Raw genomic sequence first — 20,686 nt, 5'->3', positions numbered from 1 at the left:
CCAGGGAAATTGCACCTTGACCCGGCCGTGTTCATCGCAGTAGATCTCTTCGCCTTCCGGCCCGACCACAAAGGCCACCTGGGGGCCGTCGACGCGCGGCTTAGGATTAGGCACCGGGCGAAAGGTCTGATCCCTGGGCATGATCACCAGTTCGTTATAGTAGCGGGTCATCTGCTCGCCCGATTGGGCCGACAGAGCACTGCTGCCGTTATTTCCCCGCGCCATACCGTCCTCTTCCAGGGCCTGGGGCTGTTCGCCGTGGTGCACCACGGCCACCACCTGCCACGCTTGGTTAAGGCTATCGATATCGTGGTCGGCGAGGGTAAAACAAATGCCAGGGGCAAGTTCAGGAAGGTCACTCTCCGCCTCGGCGGTGAGGGCGTCAGCGCGCAGGGACTCTAAGCGGTGGCGGGTAAAGGGCTTGCCGGAGGCATCCTTTTTATAACGCCCGGGGTAATCGAAGTGTTCGTAATCTTCCCGCTGGGCGTGCTCACCCAGGTTGGGGGCCAGGTGCTCATGAAGCTGCGCGTAGGGCGGGTTCTTAAAGGTATAGTCTTTGAGCATTGCCGAGGCAGGGCGCACCCGGCTGACCTGGCGGAGTTTACGGACATGACGTCGGGGCGGGGTGCCCCCGGCGCGGCCGTGGTAGGTGCGCTCACCTACGCTGGGCAATACCACCGTGGCGTCGGCAAACACTAACGAGTGTTTACCGCCCTCGGCATTTTCAAACTCATGGAAATAGAAACAGCCCTCTTCGGCGGCCACGCGCTCGATAAAGGCCAGGTCGGTCTCCCGGTACTGCACCAAATACTCCCGATCCAGGGGCGTGCGGGTGGTGGCAAAGCCGATATCGGTGAGGCTGCGCTCATTGGCTAAGGTAGTGATGGCATCGTACGGCGAGGTGTCTTGAAAGATGCGCGAGTTGTGGCGTAGCGATAGGCGCCACAGGGCGGGGCGGATCTCCACCCGATAAAAGCTGCGCCGGTGTCCGCGGTCACCTCGATGCAGCTCTGTTATCACCCCATGCACACGGCGTAGCGGCTCGCCGTCCTGCCAAATGGACAGGGTGGCTTCCTGATCCAAACAGTCGCTGGGCGACAGGGTATGGGTGCGGCTGGCAAAGTCCACGGAGAGGGTAAACGGCTCAGAGAGGGCTTCACGATGGGTAAAACGCACCACGGCAGTATCATTAGCCCCGGGAAGGGTCAGGGTAAACTGCAGGCCTGTTTTATCCGCCATCGCTCCGCTCCTTGAATCGTTATCTGCTAAATGAGAAACGATTAGGATAGCGAGCGGGGGCCAGAGAGCAAGGCCTAGGGGGCAAGTGACAGAGATCTCTTACACGCTTGTAAGAGATCTCTTACAAAATTTTAATCCATGGCTTACAGCATAAAAATGTAAGCTGTGCTTTATGAAGTGGAGAGCGACTAAGCACCTAAGTACATGCTAATTTAATGCCTGCCAAATCAGATTAAAGCCGACAAAGAACATGGCTAGAATCACCAAGCGATAAAACAGCGCTTCGTTAACACGGCTTTGCAGCCACAGGCCGTTGCGCACGCCAATCCAGGCCGCGGGCACTAACAAAAGCGACGCCCAGGCGCTGGTCATATTGACTTCGCCCAGCCACACATAAGGCCCTATTTTAATGGTGTTAACGACCGCATAGGTGATGGTGCAAGTGGCAATAAACGTCTCTTTAGTAAGCTTGCGCGGCATCAGGTACATGTTCATCGGCGGTGCGCCCGCATGGGCGATAAAACTGGTAAACCCGCAAACGCTGGCGGCAGGCAGCGCCCAGCGGCTGGAAATAGGTTTCTTAGCGACAGGCTTTAGTAGCATGTAGGCGGCAAACACCACGGAGAGAACGCCCAGTGCCATACGCACGCCTTCCTCACTAAGATTTCCAAACAGCAGCGTGCCCACAATGACGCCTATAAACAGCCCCGGCACAAAACGCCATACTTCGGCATTTGACTGCTTACCCCACCAGGCTTTTACCGCAAATACGTCCATCACTAGCAACAGCGGCAACAATAAGCCTGCTGCCTGGGTGGGGCTAATCGCCAGCGCCATTAGCGGTACCGAAAGCGTACCGAAGCCACCCGCAAAGCCGCCTTTTGAAACGCCGGTGAGGTAAACGGAAAAAATGATTAATAGCCAAGCGATGACAGAGTAGTCGGGGAGCATGGGGCTCTCTCGGAAATTAGCGCCAATAAAAAGCCCCGCGGATGCGGGGCTGCAAATCATAGCATTAGATAAAGGTTAGCGGGCGAAGCGTTGCCCCATCAAGCGTTCATTAACCATTCATGATCGGGGTCGTTGTGGAATTTCCACACCCGTTTGGGGCCGGCCATCACATTTAAGTAATAAAGCGAGTAGCCGTGGGCGGCGCCAACGGGGTGATAGCCCTTGGGCACCAGTACGCAGCAGCCATTTTCCACCGCCATGGTTTCATCAAGGCTGCGGTCATCGGTGTAGACGCGCTGAAAGGCAAAGCCCTGGGCGGGATTAATGCGGTGGTAGTAGGTCTCTTCCAACTGCGATTCGTGGGGTAAGTTATCCACATCGTGTTTATGAGGCGGGTAGCTCGACCAGTTGCCTGCAGGGGTGAATACTTCGACCACCAGCAGGCTATCGGCAGCCTCGGTTTCCGGCAAAATATCGTGCACATGGCGGGTATTGGTGCCCTGGCCGCGGGTGCTCTGCTTGATGTTGTCAGGCGCTATTAAGCGTGGCGCGTGATTGCCATGCCCTGGGGCCGCACACACGGCCAGCTCAAGATCGGTGGTTGCTTCCACCGCGTAGCTAACCCCATTGGGTAGGTAAACCGCGTAGGGCGGAATCTGTTCAAAGATATCCATGCGCTTGCCGATATCGTCAAAGCGGTGTTCACCGGAAGTCACATTGGCGCGACCAGTGAGCAGCACCAGGCAGACTTCCTGATCATTGCTGCTGGCCTCCAGGCGCTGGCCCTTGGCGAGTTTATGCACTCGAAAGCCGACATGCGTCCAGCCGGCGGAGGCGGGGGTAACGTCAATCACGGTGCCTTGCGCATCCGGGGCGGTGGGGTGTACCAGTAGTGAAGTCATTCTTCGCTTCTCCTAACGGTTCGGTGACGGTCTGGTCAGCCAAACGTCTTGAAAATAAAACCTTACGTGGCTGTTTAAACCGAAGCGTCGAGCAGGATTTTGCGGCCTTCGCGTAGTGAGCGCTCCGCAGCCTCGGCTAAGCGCAATGCTTCCAAGCCATCCTGGGCGCCTGCCAGAGGGGCACGCTTTTCGCGCCAAGCATCGACAAAGTCGCCAATCTCTAATCGATATGCTTCTGCATAACGCTCTAAAAAGAACCACTTGGGTTTGTCTTCCACTTGCCCAGCCTCGCCGGTAAAGCGTAGCCGGGTATCACTCTCGTTTTGAGCTTGGATCATGCCTTGGCTGCCAAACGCTTCGATACGCTGGTCGTAGCCGTAGCTGGCACGCCGTGAGTTGCTGATTTGGCAGAGCTTTCCACTGGCAGTGGTGAGGGTCACCATGGCGGTATCCACATCGCCCGCTTCGCCAATCGCTGGGTCGATAATGCTGCTGCCGACGGCATAAACACTTTCGATCGGTTCATCCAGCAGCCACCGGGCCATATCAAGGTCATGAATCATCATGTCGCGAAATAGCCCACCGGACTCAGCCACATACTCGGCTGGTGGAGGAGAAGGATCGCGACTGATGATCGTTAGGGTTTCCAAAGCGCCGATTCGGCCCTGGGTAATCGCCTGTTTAAGTGCAGAGAACTGGGGATCGTGGCGACGGTTAAAACCTAACGCGCAGGCCACCGGGTGTTCACTGAGTACCTGCAGAGCATCTCGCGTGCGGGCTAAATCCAGGGCGATGGGTTTTTCGCACAGAATTGCTTTGCCCGCGCGTGCGGCACGCTCCAGATACTCCGCATGGGTGGGCGTGCTTGAAGCTATCAGCACGGCGTCAATGGTGTCATCTGCAAAAATCTCATCAACTAAGGCCGCTTTGCTGCCGTACTGCTCGGCCAGGGCTTCTGCAGCAGGCTGATGAAAATCGGCCACGGCGGCCAGCGTAACGTTTGGGTGTGAATGAATGGCCTGGGCATGCACTTTGCCGATACGTCCAGCGCCGATAAGTGCGAGTTTCATAAGCTCTCCTGTCTTGTTGTTGGTGTTAGCTTGCATGGGCGTTTATGTCTTACGTTTTTTGCTTGGGGCTTTTGTCTGAGCTTTTTCCAGCGCTTTGTCCCGGGACTTGTCTTGCCGCACGCCCAGGGCAATCGCCAGGGCTTGGGTCAGGCAGAGCGATGCGGTCAAGCTGCGGAAACTTTTCACCTCGGCTTCGTTGACCACAAACACCACATCGGCGAAGCGGGCAAGTGGGCTGAGGGTCGAGTCGGTAATCACCACGATAGGTAGACCGCGCTGATGGGCGTCTTCGCAGGCTTTTTGGCTCTCTTCTGCATAGGGGGAAAAACTGATGGTTAAAAGGGCGTCGTGCTGGCTCATGGCACGCAGTTGCTCTCCGTACATCCCTCCCAATCCGCTGACCAATAAAGCGGGCTTGTCCACATGCGCTAGGGCGTAGGTCATATAGCTGGCCACCATAAAGCTACGCCGGGCGCCCATCACATGTATGGCGCGGGCCTGCTCAAAAATATCCAGCGCCTTCTCTAGACTCTCTGGATCGATACGGCTGGGAAGCTGCTCCAAAACAGCGCGATTGGCATCGGCGAATTCCCACAACAGCTGGGTGCTATCCGGGGTTTCCCCAGTAGCGCTGCGAACCGCACGAATACGCTCGGTGTAATTAGGTAGTTCGTCGACCAGGCGGCTGCGAAACAGCTGCTGCATTTCGGAAAAACCCTTAAAGCCCAAGCTATTGGCCAAGCGAATCAAGGCGGAGGGGGTGACATCCGCCTGCTCGGCAATTTTGGCCACGGTGGCCAAAGCGACTTCCTGAGGATGGTCAAGCATAAAACGCGCGGTTTGCTGCAAGCGTTTGCTTAGCGTGGCGTACTCGGCGCTGATCAGCGTTTCCAACTCACGGTAGCTTTGTGGGGGTTGTGACATACAAATTCCTTCGCGTTAGCCCATCTAGCACTCATTCACTTATTGACTACTAGGCATTTGCTACTGAGCAAAGTGGCTGGTTGTTGTGCAGTCTAGTTGATTGAAATAAATATTCCATTTATACCAAAGTATAGAATAAATAATTTGCTTGTGTTGCTATTTGGAATCTATATTTCATAGCGTCAAAGCAAAGCATTCGATGCTGCACTACCAACGAATAATGATAATACGAAGAGGAATTTACTTATGGCACGTCTATCTCATTGGCTTCTGGCCTCCGCCGCCACTACGGCGCTCATGGCCGGTGCCGCACAAGCACAAGAACCGGCACAAGAAAAGAACCGCTTTGTCATGGTGACCCATGGCGTTCCCTCAGATCCTTTCTGGTCTGTGGTCAAAAACGGCGCTGAGGCGGCGGCTGACCTCGTAGGCGCTGAACTTGAATACCGCGCACCTTCCACCTTTGATATGGCCAAAATGCAGCAACTCGTTCAGGCGGCGGTGGCGTCTCAACCAGACGGTTTGATCCTGTCGTTCACTGACGAAAATGCCTTGGGCAGTGTTGTGCAAGATGCGGTCGATAACGGCATTCCCGTGATCACGATCAATTCCGGTGGTGATGTGGCGCGGGATTATGGCGCCCGTTTGCACATTGGGCAGAGTGAGTACGAGGCGGGTAAGCAAGCTGCCGAGCGTATGCAAGAACTGGGCGTTGAGAAAGGCGTTTGTGTTAATCACGAACAGGGTAACCAGGGACTTGATCAGCGCTGTGATGGTTTTGTCGACGGCTTTGATGGCAACGCTGATCAGTTGGCGACCACCTACGACCCCACCAATATTCGCAACGCTATCGTGGCTTATCTCAACCAGAATAACGACGTTCGCGGTGTGTTAACGCTGGGGGCGCTGGCGGCGGATCCAATGATTCGTGCTATGCGTGAGCAAGGGGCTACCGATACCTTCACTCTGGGCACCTTTGATCTTTCGCCAGGCATTCTAGAAGCACTTGATGCGGGCGACCTGGATTTTGCGATCGACCAACAGCAGTACATGCAGGGCTACTTGCCCGTCATGTTCCTGGATCAGTTCGTCAAGAACGGGCTGTTACCCGCAGGGGATGTTGCCACCGGGCCAGGGTTTGTCACTCAAGAAAACGCTGCGCAGGTTATTGAGCTGAGTAGCCAGGGCATCCGTTGATAACGACCTAATCGGAAAAGGCTCGGCACCGCCGAGCCTTGGGAGTCGATCGCCATGAGTTCCAATGAAACTAACCAACCTGTTGCGCCAGCAGCGGTTGATCAAGATGAGCGGATTCAGAAAGTCTCATTTTGGAAAAAAGCGCTCAATCGCCCTGAACTGGGTGCGCTAGCGGGTGCCGTGTTGGTGCTTGCCTTTTTTATCGCCGCTTCCAGCGGCACCGGGATGTTTACCCCTGCGGGTATTATTAATTTTCTTGAAGTTGCCGCCCAGCTCGGCATTATCGCCACGGCGGCTGCGCTGCTGATGATCGGCGGTGAGTTTGATCTTTCGATCGGCTCAATGATCGGCTTGGCGGGCATTCTGATTGCTATTCCGGCAGTGGAGTATGGCTGGCCGCTATGGGCGGCTATTTTATTGGCCTTCGCCTGTGCAGGCTTGGTGGGCTGGATTAACGGTAATCTGGTCAATAAAACGGGGTTGCCTTCATTTATCGTTACCCTGGGCTTCCTGTTCATTCTGCGTGGCCTGGCTATCGGTACTAGTCGGTTGTTGACGGGGCGTACTCAGGTCGGGGGCGTGCAAGAGCATATTCCCGGCGATTGGTTCGCGGCGCTTTTTTCTGGAGAAGTTGCTACGGGACTATTCAGTTGGATGGCGGCAAATGGCTGGATGGCCACTAACTTTGCGGGCAATCCTGTCGTCTCGGGCATTCCGGTCTCTATCGTCTGGTGGCTCGGTTTAACTGCTGTGGCAACCTGGGTGTTGCTATGCACGCCTTACGGCAACTGGATCTTTGCCAGCGGTGGCGATGCTAACGCGGCACGCAACTCGGGCGTACCTGTCCACCGCGTTAAGATTTCGCTTTTCATGTTCACCGCTTTCTCCGCCACCATCTTTGCCTGCATACAGGTCATGGATACCGGTTCAGCGGACACCATTCGCGGCTTGTTAAAAGAGCTGGAGGCCATTATTGCGGTGGTCATTGGCGGCGCTTTGCTGACCGGCGGTTACGGGTCTGCCATTGGTGCAGCCCTAGGAGCGCTGATCTTCGGCATGGTGCAAATGGGCATCTTCTATACCGGTGTTAACACTGACTGGTTCCAGGTCTTCCTGGGCGTGATGCTGCTGGTGGCCGTGCTGTTTAACAATTACATGCGCAAAAAGGCGATGGAGGCCAAGTAACATGACAACTCAAACGCCAATGATCGAAATGCGCAGTGTCAGCAAGCACTTCGGCAGTGTCATCGCCATCAGTGATATCTCGATGCAGGTCTATTCCGGTGAGGTTATGTGCCTGCTGGGGGATAATGGTGCGGGCAAGTCGACGCTGATCAAAACCCTCTCTGGGGTTCATCAACCCACCCATGGCGAAATGCTGCTAGATGGTGAACCTGCCCGCTTCAAGTCACCGGCTTACGCGCTAGATGCGGGTATCGCCACGGTTTTCCAGGACTTGGCGATGGTGCCATTGATGTCTATTACCCGTAACTTCTTTATGGGTCGCGAACCGACGGTGGGCTGGGGGCCGTTTAAGCGCATCGATTGGAAGTATGCCGACCGGGTTGCCAAAGAGGAGATGGCCAAAATCGGTATTGATGTACGCGACCCAAGCCAGCCGGTGGGCACGCTTTCTGGCGGGGAACGCCAGTGTGTGGCGATTGCCCGTGCCGTCTATTTTGGCGCCAAAGTGCTGATTCTCGATGAGCCTACGTCAGCGCTTGGGGTTAAACAGGCCTCCGTGGTACTGCGCTACATTGCCAAAGCCCGCGCGGATGGCCTGGCGGTCATCTTTATTACCCACAACGTTCACCATGCCTACCCAGTGGCTGACGCGTTCACCCTATTGTCACGCGGTGGCAGCTTGGGCTCCTTCCGTAAAGAAGAGGTTAGCCGCGAAGAGGTGCTCAATATGATGGCGGGTGGCGCTGAGCTAGAAAGCCTGGACGCAGAGCTCGCGGAGTTCCAGCGGGACGATAAAGCCAAGAAGGCCAACTTAGCCGGTCAGGGCCCTCAGCCTGGAAGCGAAACAAGTCCCGGCCACTCTTCACCGCGTATTGCTGGCGGCTATTAAGGAGTCATGATGAATAACCCAACCTCATCCTCTCCGTTCACACTGGCCGTGTGTGCTGAAATGGTCTTCCGTGATTTGCCCATGCTGGAGCGCATTCAACATATTAACGAACGTGGGTTTCAGGTCGAAATTTGGGACTGGACTAAGCACGATATTGACGCACTGGCCAATAGCGGGGCGACATTTTCCTCCATGACCGGCTATGTCACCGGCACTCTGGCGGATGCCGCCGGAGCCGATGAACTGCTTCGCACCGCTACTAAGTCGGTTGAGGTAGCAAAGCGCCTTGGTATTCCGCGCCTTAACCTGCACGGCACCGGGCTAGATGGTGATGGGCTGCCCGTTCAACCTTGCCAGCAGATGACCGGTGCTATGTGGCTCAAAGCACGCGACACACTCAACCGGCTGGCGGATCTCGGCGAGCAGCATGGCGTCACCTTTGTGCTTGAAAACCTTAATACTGAGGTTGACCACCCCGGCGTGCCGTTTGCTCGCTTGGCAGATGTGTTGGCGCTTGTCGAAAGCGTTGATCGACCGGGCCTGCGCATCATGTTGGACGTTTATCACGTCCAAATTGGCGAAGGTAATCTGATCGAATTGATTCGCCGCTGCGGGCCGTACATAGGTGAAGTGCAGGTGGCTGATGTGCCTGGGCGCTGCGAACCGGGAACGGGCGAGATTAACTACCCGGCCATTGCCAAAACGCTGAACGACATGGGTTATCGCGGCACCGTAGGGCTGGAAGGCTGGGCCTCTGGCGACGATGACCTCGCTCTTGACCGGTTCCGTGCTGCCTTCTCATTTTAATCGATAGCCACCTAAGACGCTTATATGCCCAGTGTCATCTTTCGCCCGATACCACGAATTTGTGACGTGGGGAGACGTTTATGCTGAATAACAATAGTCAACACCGACCGCTTGACCTGATTTGTCTTGGACGCGTGGCGGTCGACCTTTACGCCGAACAGATTGGCAGCCGTTTAGAAGATGTGGCCAGCTTTGCCAAGTACCTGGGTGGTAGCTCGGGCAATATGGCCTACGGCACTGCGCGGCTTGGGCTGAAATCCGCCATGCTCTCGCGGGTCGGCGACGAGCAGATGGGCAGCTTCGTGCGCGAAGAGCTGGAGCGGGTAGGGGTAGATACTACTGCGCTACAAACCGACCCCGAGCGCCACACTGGCCTGGTGCTGTTGGCGCTGAAAGACCGCGAGAGCTTCCCGCTGCTGTTTTACCGTCGCGACTGCGCCGATATGGCCATCGATGCTGATGCCATCGATCCTGAATTTATTGCCCGGGCAAAAGCGCTGGCGATTACCGGTACGCACCTTTCTACCGATACCACTCGCCGGGCGTGTCGCAAGGCGCTGGACGCCGCTGCACATTATGGCGTGAAGCGGGTGCTGGATATCGACTACCGGCCGGTGCTGTGGGGGCTGACCAATCCCGGCGATGGCGAAACCCGCTTTATCGCCGATGACAAAGTGACTACCGACCTGCAGCGTTGGCTACCCGATTTTGACCTGATTGTGGGCACCGAAGAGGAGTTCCATATTGCCGGTGGCAGCACGGACACATTAGCGGCGCTGCTCGCGGTGCGGGAAGTTAGCGAAGCCACCTTGGTATGCAAACTGGGCCCCATGGGCTGTGTGGTGTTTGAAGGCGCCATTCCTGACCGCATTGAAGACGGCATTCTAGTCAAGGGCGTGCAGGTCGAAGTGCTTAATGTACTGGGCGCCGGGGATGCCTTTATGAGCGGGCTGCTACGGGGGTGGCTACGCAATGAGCCCTGGCAAACCAGCGCTGCCTATGCCAACGCCTGTGGCGCGCTAGTGGTCTCCCGTCACGGCTGTGCCCCCGCCATGCCCACTGAAGACGAGTTATTTGATTATCTGGCGCGCCGCGACGAAGTGCCCCGCCCGGATATCGATCAACGCCTGAATCATTTGCACCGGGTCACTACCCGAGTGCCTGCTCAGTGGCCTGAAGTACTCGGGTTGGCATTTGACCACCGCCGCCAGCTCACCGATATGGCCCGTGAAGCGCATGCCGATAGTGCGCGGCTACCCGCACTCAAAAAACTCCTGGTCACCGCCGCCGAAGAGGGCGCAAAGCTGGGTGGTATTCCCACGCCCGCGATTCTGGTAGATGACGTGCTGGGTCAGGACGCGCTCAATCACGCCAGCGGCAAAGGCTGGTGGATTGGCCGTCCTGTGGAACTGCCAGGGTCACGTCCGCTGCGCTTCCAGCATGGCGACGATTTAGGTGCCTGCCTGCGCAACTGGCCTAGAGAGCAGATCATTAAATGTCTGGTCTTCTACCATCCTGACGACGAAATTGCGCTGCGCCTGGAGCAGGAGGAGCGTCTGCGGCAACTCTATCAGGCGGCCTGTGCGTATGGGCTGGAGTTGCTGATTGAAATCATTCCCCCTGCAAACATGCCCAACGACGATAAGACGTTACCGCGAAGCCTGCAGCGGCTCTACAACCTGGGCATTCGCCCCGACTGGTGGAAACTGCCTGCTATGTCAGACGCCGCCTGGCAGGCGGTGGGCGAGACCATTGAGCGGGAAGATGCCTACTGTCGCGGTGTCGTACTGCTTGGGCTAGACGCGCCTATGGACGATATGAAGCGCGGCTTTCAAGCAGCAGCCAATCATGCCTGCTGCAAAGGTTTCACCGTTGGGCGAACGCTATTTGCCAGCGCCAGTCGCGACTGGCTGGCGGGGCGTATCGACGATGCAAGCTTGGTAGAGCGGGTCGCCCAAAACTATGCCGAACTGATAAAAGCGTGGCGGCAATTAAGGCAGGCGCAGCCGCAAACGCTGGCCCACACGGAGGAGGCGTAAGATGAGCACCATTCGACTCACCATGGCCCAGGCATTGGTCAAGTACCTTGCCGCGCAACGTATCGAGATTGATGGCCGAGAGGTGGCGCTGTTTGAAGGCGTGTTTGCGATTTTTGGTCATGGCAATGTGGCCGGGTTGGGCGAGGCGCTTTACCACGTGCAAGACCGCTTGCCGACCTTTCGTGCCCATAACGAACAGACCATGGCCCATGCGGCGATTGCCTTTGCAAAAGCCAACGGCCGTCAGCGCTTAATGGCCGCCACCAGCTCGATTGGCCCAGGGGCGACCAGTATGGTTACCGCTGCGGCGCTCGCTCACGCCAACCGTTTGCCGATCTTGCTGCTGCCGGGAGACAACTTTGCCACCCGCGACCCCGACCCGGTGTTGCAACAGATAGAGCATTTCGGCGACCCGACCATTAGCGTTAACGACTGCTTTCGCCCAGTATCGCGCTACTTCGACCGTATTAACCGCCCGGAGCAACTGCTGACCAGCTTGCCCCAGGCGATAGCCACCCTGCTTGATCCCGAACACTGCGGCCCGGCGACCCTGGCGCTGCCCCAGGATGTGCAAACCTTTGCCTACGATTACCCGGAAGCATTTTTTGCCCCCAAGATACATCGTATTCGCCGCCCGCCACCGGATCTTTATGAGCTTCGTCAAGCAATCGCTGCGCTGCAACAGGCCAAACGCCCGCTAATTATTGCCGGTGGCGGCGTGCATTACGCTGCTGCCTGCGACGTCCTGGCCGAGTTTGCCAAAGTACGCGGCATCCCGGTGGCTGAAACCCAGGCGGGCAAAGGCGCACTAGCCGACAGCCACCCCTGCGCGGTAGGGGCCATTGGGGTGACCGGCAGCGCAGCCGCTAATCAGTTGGCGGAACAGGCTGATGTCATCCTCGCCATAGGTACGCGGTTGCAGGACTTTACCACCGGCTCTAGGGCACTGTTTGAAGGCAGCGAAAAAACGCTGATCGCCCTCAACGTTGGCCGATTCGACAGCCTGAAACATCAAGCGCTGCCGCTAAGCTGCGATGCCTTGGTCGGGCTGGGTCAACTCGACGCAGCGCTAGGCGAGTGGCGGGGCAGCGATGAATGGCGCGAACAATCCGGAACGCTCAAGCGCGAATGGGCCGAAATAGTACACCGTGTAACCGCCGATCAAGGGCTGGCGCTGCCCACCGACGCCCAGGTGATTGGCGCCGTTAATCGCCAAGCAGGCAACGATACCACCGTGGTATGCGCCGCCGGTGGCTTGCCCGGCGAGCTGCATAAGCTCTGGCAGTGTTCGGGCCCCGGCAGCTACCACGTGGAGTACGGCTTCTCCTGTATGGGCTATGAAATTGCCGGTGGTCTAGGCGTCAAGATGGCCAAGCCCGAGCGGGAAGTGGTGGTGATGGTAGGCGACGGCAGCTACCTGATGCACAACTCCGAGCTGGCCACCTCGGTGATGCTGGGCCACAAGCTGATTGTGGTGGTGCTGGATAACCGCGGCTATGGCTGTATCAACCGTTTGCAGCAGGCCACCGGCGGCGCGGGCTTCAACAACCTGCTGCAGGATTGCCGCACGGTGGAGGCGGGCGCGCCGAAAACCGATTTTGCTGCCCACGCCAAATCCCTGGGCTGTGAGTCTGAATCGGTAACCGGTATTGCGGAGCTGGAGCAGGCGCTGGTGCGCGCTCGCGCCGCCCACTCTACCTACGTGATTGCTCTGGATACCGACCCGTTACCCAGCACCCAAGAAGGCGGTGCCTGGTGGGAAGTGGCCGTGCCCGAGGTTTCCGAGCGTGAGGCGGTCAATAACGCCTATCAAGGATACCGCGAAGCCAAGCAGCGCCAACGCCATTAATACCAACAAACATAAACACAAGGAATACGTTATGCCAACGGTCACTTTAGGCATCAACCCGCTCACTTGGACGAACGATGATTTGCCCAGCCTGGGCGGCGCAACGCCGCTGGAAACCTGCCTGCAAGAGGGGCGCGAAGCGGGCTTTAGCGGCTTTGAACTGGGCAATAAATTTCCCCGCACGCCGGACACCTTGAATGAGGTGCTTAGCGCTCACGATTTGGCGCTTGTTTCAGGCTGGTACTCCGCGCAGCTGTTGGAGCGCACTCCGGAAGAAGAGATTGAAGCCATTCAGGATCACATGAACCTGCTCAAACAGTGTGGCGCCAAGGTCATGGTGCTGTGTGAAGTCACTCACTGTGTTCACGGCGATCAGGAGCGCCCGCTCTCCCAGCGTCCGCATCTTGCTGAGGATGAGTGGCAGCGTTTGCTCAAAGGTCTGGACGTAGTGGGCGACTACCTGAAATCTCAAGGTATTCAGCTGGTGTATCACCACCACCTGGGCACGGTGATCGAAAGCCAGAACGACGTTGAGCGCTTAATGGATAACACCGGCGAAGGCGTAGGTCTACTACTCGACTTTGGTCATTTGCGCGGTGCTGGCGGTGACCCGCTCGCCATTGCCAAACGCTACAGCGGACGCATCCATCATGTGCACTGCAAAGACCTGCGCTTCCCGGTGCTGGACGCAGTGCGCAACCGCGACAAAAGCTTTTTAAACGGCGTGCTGGACGGCCTGTTTACCGTGCCGGGAGATGGCGATGTGGAGTTTCTGCCTGCCTTAACCCACCTGTGCGAACAGGGCTATCAGGGGTGGTTAGTAGTTGAAGCCGAGCAAGATCCCGAAGTCGCTCACCCGCTGACTTATGCCCGTCTGGGCTACCGCAATTTGCGTCAGCTTGCCGAGCAGGCAGGTTTTGACATTGCCGACTAAAACAGCACCCGCGACGCATTTTTATCAGGAGTCTTTATGAAGACGCTATCCCACTATCTCAACGGCCAACATATCGCAGGTCAGAACCAACGCACTTCGCCGGTTTATAATCCGGCCACCGGCGAGCAGAGCGCCCAGGTGGCGCTGGCCAGTGCCGACGAGACCCGTGACGCAGTGCGCATCGCCGATGAGGCCTTTACCACCTGGTCAAAAACCTCACCGCTAAAGCGCGCTCGAATTCTGTTTAAATTCAAGGAGCTGGTCGATGCGCACACCGATGAGTTGGCGCGACTGATCTCCAGCGAGCACGGCAAGGTGTTTTCCGATGCCAAAGGCGAAGTGACCCGCGGCCTGGAAGTGGTCGAGTTTGCCTGCGGCATTCCTCACCTGCAGAAAGGCGAGCACTCCATGAATGTTGGTACCGGCGTGGATAGTTACTCGATGATGCAGCCGCTGGGGGTGTGTGCGGGTATCTCACCGTTCAATTTCCCCGCCATGGTACCGATGTGGATGTTCCCCATCGCGCTGGCCTGCGGCAACACCTTCGTCATGAAACCGTCTGAAAAAGACCCTTCTACGCCGCTGCGATTAGCTGAGTTGTTAAGCGAAGCGGGCCTGCCGAATGGCGTCTTTAATGTCGTCAACGGCGATAAAGAAGCCGTGGATGTACTGCTCACCGATGAGCGTGTTCAGGCGGTAAGCTTTGTGGGTTCCACCCCGATTGCCGAGTATATTTACGCAACGGCATCAGCCCATGGCAAGCGTGTTCAGGCGCTGGGCGGGGCTAAAAACCATATGGTGATCATGCCCGATGCGGATCTGGATCAGGCGGTGGGTGCGCTGATGGGGGCCGCTTACGGCTCGGCAGGGGAACGCTGCATGGCGATTTCCGTGGCGGTGCCCGTGGGTGAAGAGACCGCTAATCGCCTGCGTGAAAAACTGGTGGTAGAACTGGATAAATTGACGGTTGGGCCAGGCCTGGTCGATGGCCCGGATAACGATATGGGCCCGCTGATCACCCGAGAGCACCGCGATAAAGTGGCGGGTTATATCCAAACCGGCGTCGATGAAGGCGCCGAGCTTGTTGTGGATGGCCGTCAGACAAGCATCGATGGCTCAGGTGATGGCTACTTTATTGGCGGGACACTATTTGATCATGTGACGCCTAAGATGCGCATTCACTCAGAGGAGATCTTCGGCCCGGTATTGGCAATTGCCCGTGTGGAGAGCTTTGACGAAGCGGTGAGCATGATCAATGCCCACGAGTACGGCAACGGCACGGCGATCTTTACCCGGGATGGCGATGCTGCACGCCAGTACTGCGAGCAAATCCAGGTCGGCATGGTGGGCGTTAATGTGCCGATTCCGGTGCCCATGGCGTTCCACAGCTTCGGCGGCTGGAAGCGCTCGTTGTTTGGCCCGCTGCATATGCACGGCCCGGATGGCGTGCGCTTCTACACCCGCATGAAAACCATCACCCAACGCTGGCCCAGCGGTATTCGTGAAGAGACCAATCACTTCACGATGCCGACGATGTAAACAGCCTGATAGTGGCTCACTAAACAACGCCGGGCCTAGCCCGGCGTCATTGTTTTGCAACAGGGATAATCACAATGAAAACTCTCAAAATTGGCTTAATCGGCACCGGCTTTATGGGTAAAGCCCATGCTATCGCCTTTAATGCAGCGTCCAGCGTTTTTGAACTGCCCGCTAAACCGGTGTGCGAACTCTTGGCAGATGTCGACCTCGCCACTGCAGAAAGCCGCGCGCGTGCCTGGGGCTTTTCCCGCGCCACCAATGACTGGCGGGCCCTGGTGGCAGACAGTGATGTGGATGTGGTGGATATCTGCGCACCTAATTTTCTGCATAAAGAGATGGCGCTGGCCGCCATTGCCGCGGGCAAGCATGTTTACGCTGAAAAGCCGCTGGCGCTCAATAGCGCCGATGCCAACGAGATGGTGGCTGCGGCAGAAAAGGCGGGTGTCAAAACCCTGGTGGGCTTTAACTACATTCGCAATTCCGCCACCCAGCTGGCCCGCCAAATTGTCGCCAGTGGTGAGATTGGCGAGCTGATTCATTTTCGTGGGAGACACAACGAGGATTACCTGCTCGACCCGCAAAAGCCCCACGACTGGCATACCCAGCGGGCAACAGCGGGTGCTGGCGCGTTAGGCGATGTAGGCTCGCATATTCTCAATATGGCCGAGTTTTTAACCGGGCAGCGTATTAACGAGGTATGCGGTCAGCTACAGACCGTCATCGCCTCTCGCCCCAAGGCTGACGGTAGCGGTATGGCCGCAGTGGAAAACGACGATCAAGCTCAAGCCATGCTGCATTTTGATCAGGGGTTAATCGGTAATATCGAGACGTCACGGGTAGCCGCTGGGCGCAAAATGGGGTTGGCCTATACGCTAACGGGCACCAAAGGGGCCATTGTGTTTGATCAGGAACGCATGAGCGAGCTGCAGCTATATCGCCATGGTGATGCTCCAGGGAGGCGAGGCTTTACCACCCTGTTAGCGGGCCCGGAGCACCCCGATTATGCCGCCTTCAGCCCCGCGCCGGGGCACGGTCTGGGCTATAACGATCAGAAGATTATCGAAGTGCGTGATCTTGTAGAAGGCATCATCAACAATCGCCCCCTCTACCCCGATTTTCGCGAAGCCGCTCGGGTTAATCGACTGATCGATGCCATCGAAATGTCGGATCAGACCGGCCGGTGGGTGACGGTATAGCCGCGGCTGCTAAACCAAGCGCTGGGGCTGTTTACCAAAGTTCCCAGCGCCTGCCGGGAATGAAGAGATCACAGGATAATCAGTGTCGCGAGCCCCAAAAAGGATAAAAACCCAACCACATCGGTAACGGTGGTTAAAATCACCGCACCAGACAGTGCCGGGTCAATCCGCAGCTTTTTCAGTACCAATGGAATCAGCACCCCAGAAACATTGGCCAGGCTCATATTGATAAAGATGGCCAGTGTGATTACCAGCGTAATCATGGCGTCGCCAAACCAAAGGTGTGCAATTAAGCCGACCACCAACGCCCACACTAGGCCGTTGCTCATGCCTACCCACATCTCTTTGTTATAAAGCCATTTAATATTGTTGCCCGCGAGCTGACCCAGCGCCAGGCCGCGAATAACCACGGTCAGGGTTTGACTGCCTGCTATCCCTCCCATGCTGGCAACGACGGGCATCAGGATGGCTAGTGCCACGATTTGGTCGAGTACCGCTTCAAACTGGCCAATGACAAAGGCGGCTAGAAAAGCTGTTAACAAATTAATACCCAGCCAAATGCCGCGGCTTTTGGCGCTGCGCAATATGGGGGTAAAAACTTCCTCTTCATCACTGACGCCTGACATATGTTTTAACGTCATGTCAGCATCGTCTTGGGTGATTTCTAATACGTCGGTTGAGTTGAGTTGCCCTACCAGTAAGCCATCGCTATCGCACACCGGCACAAAATGAAGTTCTTTAGAGCGCAATAATGCGGCGGCATCGCTGACCTTCATTTGATCATTCAGGGTGAAGAAGTCATCCATATAATCATCAACCACCGCGTCTTGGGGTTGTTTGATTAAATCGATCAGGGTCAGTGTGCCGAGTAGGCGCTTATCTTTATCAGTAATCATGATTTGCTGCGATTCATCGTCGAGCAGGCGATGAATTCGAATATAGCGTTGCACGGCCTCTAACGAGACGCCTTGTTTTACATTGACCGTTTCGGGATCCATGTAGCGCCCCACTACATCATCTTCATAGGCATGAAGATTTTCGACCTGGGCGCGTATTTCTTGGTCTAAGCTGGCGTAAACGCTGGTTTTGATGGCCTCGTCAGCAACATCCAGTACTTCAGCCACTTCCTGGGCATCCAGGCCTCTGACTATCTGCTCCACATCGCTGGCAGAAAGGTCTTCGATGTAGTCGGCACGAATATCTTCGTCAACTTCGGCGAGCACCTCGCCAATTAACTCGTCAGGCACATATTCCCAAAGGAAATCGCGTGTTTTGGCCGGGAAGGATTCAAGTGTTCGCGCAATGTCTAAAATATCGAGTTCAGTGAAAAACTCTTGTAGAGCCGCTGTGTCTGGGGTGTCTAAAAGCTTTTGAAGATAGAGCAGCAGCTCTTCGTTATTGGTATATTTTTCATCATCGCGCATAGCGTCCGTCCTTTTTGGAAACTAGGTATTAAGGCAATAAAATTGCAAACTCTCGGCGGCTCGCTTTGTTAAGTTTATAGACTGGTTTGGTTGAAAGCCACGCGTACACCGTAGGCTAAGCGTTGTTGTGCGGAAACGGACGGCACATCAGAGCCTATCATTTCATCGGCGGCGTCGGCCCAGGTCAGCGTGCCGTGGGTGAAGCCCAGCGGCGCCAGCGCACGGCCAATCCATTGCGTACCGGTAAAGCGTTGTGCCTCGCCACTCTGATCGGTGAGCAAGCTGACGGCGTTATCCTGATGCAAGCGAACAATGTACCAACCGCTATCGAGCCCGTGGACTTCTACGTCGGGCAACGGTGCTAAACGTTGTGCAAGCTCGTCAAGGGTAAGGTGAGCGGGAAGAGGTGAAGACATGGCGTATCCTCATAAGTGAATATCCTATACGCCAAGACTAAAGGGTGTACTTTATTTGTACAGCAGTAACCGCCTGATCGGCGCTATTTGGGCGCTTGATCAGACGGTTCGAGGTGGATGTCTTATTATTTAGCCATTAGGGGCTTATCCATTACGAAACAGAAAGCTGTAGGCATTTAATGCGGGTACGCCGCCCAGGTGGGCGTAAAGCACTTTAGAGCCCGCTGGGAATTCACCGTTGCGCACCCTATCGATCATGCCGTGCATGGATTTGCCTTCGTAAACCGGGTCGGTGAGTACGCCTTCCAGGCGGGCGCATAAGCGAATAGCTTCTAGCGTGCCTTCATTGGGCAGGCCGTATTCTGGGCCGCCATAGCGGGTATCCAAAATCACATCGTCATCGTTAATGCCGCCTTCCAGCTCCACCAACTCGGCCGTATTGCGCGCAATGCGTAGGATCTGCTCGCGGGTTTGTTCCGGCTTGGCGGAAGCGTCAATGCCGATCACTCGCTGGGCGCGGCCATCGGCGGCAAAGCCCACCACCATGCCTGCCTGAGTGCTGCCGGTGACCGAACAGACGACGATGTAGTCAAATGTGAAGCCTAATTCTTTCTCCTGCTGGCGCACCTCTTCGGCAAAGCCGACAAAACCTAAGCCGCCGTAGGGGTGTTCGGAACAACCTGCGGGAATTGGGAAGGGCTTACCACCTCGCTGGCGCACATCTTCCATCGCCTGTTCCCAGCTGGGGCGAATACCAATATCAAAGCCTGCTTCATCCAGACGTACATCGGCGCCCATGATGCGCGACATTTCGATATTACCCACCCGGTCATACACCGCATCGGAGTAGTTAACCCAATTCTCCTGCACCAGCACGCACTGCATGCCGAGATGCGCGGCAACCGCAGCGACCTGGCGGGTCTGGTTGGACTGAATGCCGCCAATCGATACCAGCGTATCGCAGCCCTGTTCCAGCGCTTCGGGAATCAAGTATTCCAGTTTGCGGGTCTTATTGCCGCCAAAGGCCAGGCCGCTGTTGCAGTCTTCGCGCTTGGCGTAGAGCTCCACTTCACCGCCGAGATGTTCGCTTAGACGTTTGAAGGGCGTGATAGGCGAGGGGCCAAAGGTGAGAGGGTAGCGTGGGAAACGTTCTAGGTTCATAACAGGCTCCAGCTTTTAAGCGTTTCAGTGCGAAATAGAAAGCTCGCGTGGCGAGTGGGGATGTGGAAGGTTTGTGTGAACAGCTTTGTGTGAAAAGCTCTGCGTGAACAGTGGGCGCGCTCTGCTATTTATACTAAGTGCTAGCTAAGATTTTTGTGTTGCAAAATTAGACGTGTTAAAGCAACAAGAGTTGATATTAAATGCATTATGTAGTTTTAAATGGTGTGTAAATATCAATAAGGTAAATAATAGTGCGTTCAAAAACTCCCCGTTCAGGCGCTGAGCCTGATAATCAGGCGGTTGAACTAGATCGAACAGACCGGCGTATTCTCAAACTGCTTCAGGACGACGCCACGCTCTCCAATGTGGCGCTGGCGGAGCAAGTGAGCCTGAGCCCTGCGGCCTGTTTGCGAAGAGTTGAAAAGCTTAAACGAGACGGGGTGATCAGCCGGGTGGTGGCGCATTTAGACCCGGAACAGCTCCAGGCGGGCATGGTGGTATTGATTGGCGTGGTGCTGGATCGCTCGACGCCGGAATCCTTCGCTGCCTTTGAAGAGGCCGCCCAGAAGGTATCCGGCTGTATGGAGTGTCATGTGGTCACCGGGGAGTTCGACTATTTTATGCTGGTGCGCACCCGGGATAGCCAAAGCTTCAACAGGCTACACGCAGAACAACTGCTCTACCTGCCCGGCGTACGCCAGATCCGCTCGTTTATGGGGCTACGTCAGGTGGTCTCGACCCATAAGGTGCTGGTTTAGTCGCTGGAAAATTCGCTTCCAACTTAGCGACCTGTTTCGGCGTTAACCCTTGCTAGCTCTAGCTACGAAGCAGGGGTTGGATTTTATTTATATCATTGATTTTAAATGAAAAAAATATAGATTAATTTTTTCTTAATTTGGACTGATTGCTTAAGAGCTTTTCTTCTTAAAGGGGTGGAGGAATGGAAGTATTTCTGATACTAAAT

18 protein-coding genes are annotated in these 20,686 nt (G+C 56.1%); 10 read left to right on the top strand and 8 right to left on the bottom strand.

All coding sequences use genetic code 11. The features are described from left to right. The 5 genes from tssI to J7J49_RS11955 form a co-directional block, all read right to left on the bottom strand. The coding region (tssI, locus tag J7J49_RS11975; protein WP_215092857.1) for a type VI secretion system tip protein TssI/VgrG at positions 1-1,239 on the bottom strand (1,239 nt) is incomplete at its 3' end. A 207-nt stretch (positions 1,240-1,446) separates the two neighbouring features. Next, complete coding sequence (locus tag J7J49_RS11970) at positions 1,447-2,190, bottom strand: sulfite exporter TauE/SafE family protein (protein ID WP_215092855.1); 744 nt, start codon at positions 2,188-2,190, stop codon at positions 1,447-1,449. 98 nt (positions 2,191-2,288) lie between these two features. Then, the gene (iolB, locus tag J7J49_RS11965; protein ID WP_215092854.1) at positions 2,289-3,092 is read right to left on the bottom strand and encodes a 5-deoxy-glucuronate isomerase; all 804 of its coding nucleotides are present in this window, start codon (positions 3,090-3,092) and stop codon (positions 2,289-2,291) included. A 74-nt stretch (positions 3,093-3,166) separates the two neighbouring features. Further along, positions 3,167-4,162, bottom strand: coding sequence for an inositol 2-dehydrogenase (iolG, locus tag J7J49_RS11960; RefSeq protein WP_215092852.1), 996 nt, complete (start codon positions 4,160-4,162; stop codon positions 3,167-3,169). Positions 4,163-4,204: 42 nt separating this feature from the next. Then, complete coding sequence (locus J7J49_RS11955) at positions 4,205-5,086, bottom strand: MurR/RpiR family transcriptional regulator (protein ID WP_215092851.1); 882 nt, start codon at positions 5,084-5,086, stop codon at positions 4,205-4,207. A 246-nt stretch (positions 5,087-5,332) separates the two neighbouring features. Between J7J49_RS11955 and J7J49_RS11950 the strand changes: the two genes are divergently transcribed. The 9 genes from J7J49_RS11950 (at position 5,333) to J7J49_RS11910 (ending at position 16,721) form a co-directional block, all read left to right on the top strand. Further along, positions 5,333-6,283, top strand: a complete 951-nt coding sequence (locus tag J7J49_RS11950) for a sugar ABC transporter substrate-binding protein (RefSeq protein WP_215092849.1) — start codon at positions 5,333-5,335, stop codon at positions 6,281-6,283. A 54-nt stretch (positions 6,284-6,337) separates the two neighbouring features. Continuing rightward, positions 6,338-7,468 carry an ABC transporter permease gene (locus J7J49_RS11945; protein ID WP_064235443.1) on the top strand — a complete coding sequence of 377 codons (1,131 nt, stop codon included), beginning with the start codon at positions 6,338-6,340 and terminating at the stop codon, positions 7,466-7,468. Between the two features lies 1 nt (position 7,469). Continuing rightward, positions 7,470-8,357 carry an ATP-binding cassette domain-containing protein gene (locus J7J49_RS11940; protein ID WP_251048268.1) on the top strand — a complete coding sequence of 296 codons (888 nt, stop codon included), beginning with the start codon at positions 7,470-7,472 and terminating at the stop codon, positions 8,355-8,357. A gap of 9 nt (positions 8,358-8,366) precedes the next feature. Beyond that, positions 8,367-9,164, top strand: coding sequence for a TIM barrel protein (locus J7J49_RS11935; protein WP_215092847.1), 798 nt, complete (start codon positions 8,367-8,369; stop codon positions 9,162-9,164). Between the two features lie 80 nt (positions 9,165-9,244). Then, the gene (locus tag J7J49_RS11930) at positions 9,245-11,203 is read left to right on the top strand and encodes a bifunctional 5-dehydro-2-deoxygluconokinase/5-dehydro-2-deoxyphosphogluconate aldolase (protein WP_215092845.1); all 1,959 of its coding nucleotides are present in this window, start codon (positions 9,245-9,247) and stop codon (positions 11,201-11,203) included. Position 11,204: 1 nt separating this feature from the next. After that, the gene (gene iolD, locus J7J49_RS11925; RefSeq protein WP_215092843.1) at positions 11,205-13,052 is read left to right on the top strand and encodes a 3D-(3,5/4)-trihydroxycyclohexane-1,2-dione acylhydrolase (decyclizing); all 1,848 of its coding nucleotides are present in this window, start codon (positions 11,205-11,207) and stop codon (positions 13,050-13,052) included. 31 nt (positions 13,053-13,083) lie between these two features. Next, positions 13,084-13,986 (top strand): myo-inosose-2 dehydratase, encoded by a 903-nt coding sequence (gene iolE / locus J7J49_RS11920; protein WP_215092841.1) that lies wholly within the window; start codon positions 13,084-13,086, stop codon positions 13,984-13,986. 36 nt (positions 13,987-14,022) lie between these two features. After that, positions 14,023-15,525, top strand: coding sequence for a CoA-acylating methylmalonate-semialdehyde dehydrogenase (locus tag J7J49_RS11915; RefSeq protein WP_215092839.1), 1,503 nt, complete (start codon positions 14,023-14,025; stop codon positions 15,523-15,525). A 74-nt stretch (positions 15,526-15,599) separates the two neighbouring features. Continuing rightward, on the top strand, positions 15,600-16,721 hold the full coding sequence (locus tag J7J49_RS11910) for a Gfo/Idh/MocA family protein (protein ID WP_215092837.1): 1,122 nt from the start codon (positions 15,600-15,602) through the stop codon (positions 16,719-16,721). 68 nt (positions 16,722-16,789) lie between these two features. Here the strand turns inward: J7J49_RS11910 and mgtE are convergent, their stop codons facing one another. The 3 genes from mgtE to J7J49_RS11895 all read right to left on the bottom strand — a co-directional run bounded on the left by mgtE (position 16,790) and on the right by J7J49_RS11895 (position 19,722). Continuing rightward, positions 16,790-18,145 carry a magnesium transporter gene (gene mgtE / locus J7J49_RS11905; protein WP_215092835.1) on the bottom strand — a complete coding sequence of 452 codons (1,356 nt, stop codon included), beginning with the start codon at positions 18,143-18,145 and terminating at the stop codon, positions 16,790-16,792. Positions 18,146-18,219: 74 nt separating this feature from the next. Beyond that, the gene (locus tag J7J49_RS11900) at positions 18,220-18,561 is read right to left on the bottom strand and encodes a DUF6482 family protein (RefSeq protein WP_215092833.1); all 342 of its coding nucleotides are present in this window, start codon (positions 18,559-18,561) and stop codon (positions 18,220-18,222) included. Between the two features lie 144 nt (positions 18,562-18,705). Continuing rightward, complete coding sequence (locus J7J49_RS11895) at positions 18,706-19,722, bottom strand: 1-aminocyclopropane-1-carboxylate deaminase (RefSeq protein WP_215092831.1); 1,017 nt, start codon at positions 19,720-19,722, stop codon at positions 18,706-18,708. A 251-nt stretch (positions 19,723-19,973) separates the two neighbouring features. Between J7J49_RS11895 and J7J49_RS22795 the strand changes: the two genes are divergently transcribed. Further along, entirely contained in the window at positions 19,974-20,480 is a 507-nt protein-coding gene (locus J7J49_RS22795; protein WP_215092829.1) for an Lrp/AsnC family transcriptional regulator, read from the top strand. The last annotated feature ends 206 nt before the right edge of the window (positions 20,481-20,686 follow it).

The organism is Halomonas sp. ISL-56 (genome assembly GCF_018612805.1).
In the GTDB taxonomy this organism is placed as follows: domain Bacteria; phylum Pseudomonadota; class Gammaproteobacteria; order Pseudomonadales; family Halomonadaceae; genus Vreelandella.
This window is presented reverse-complemented; position numbering and strand designations above follow the sequence as displayed.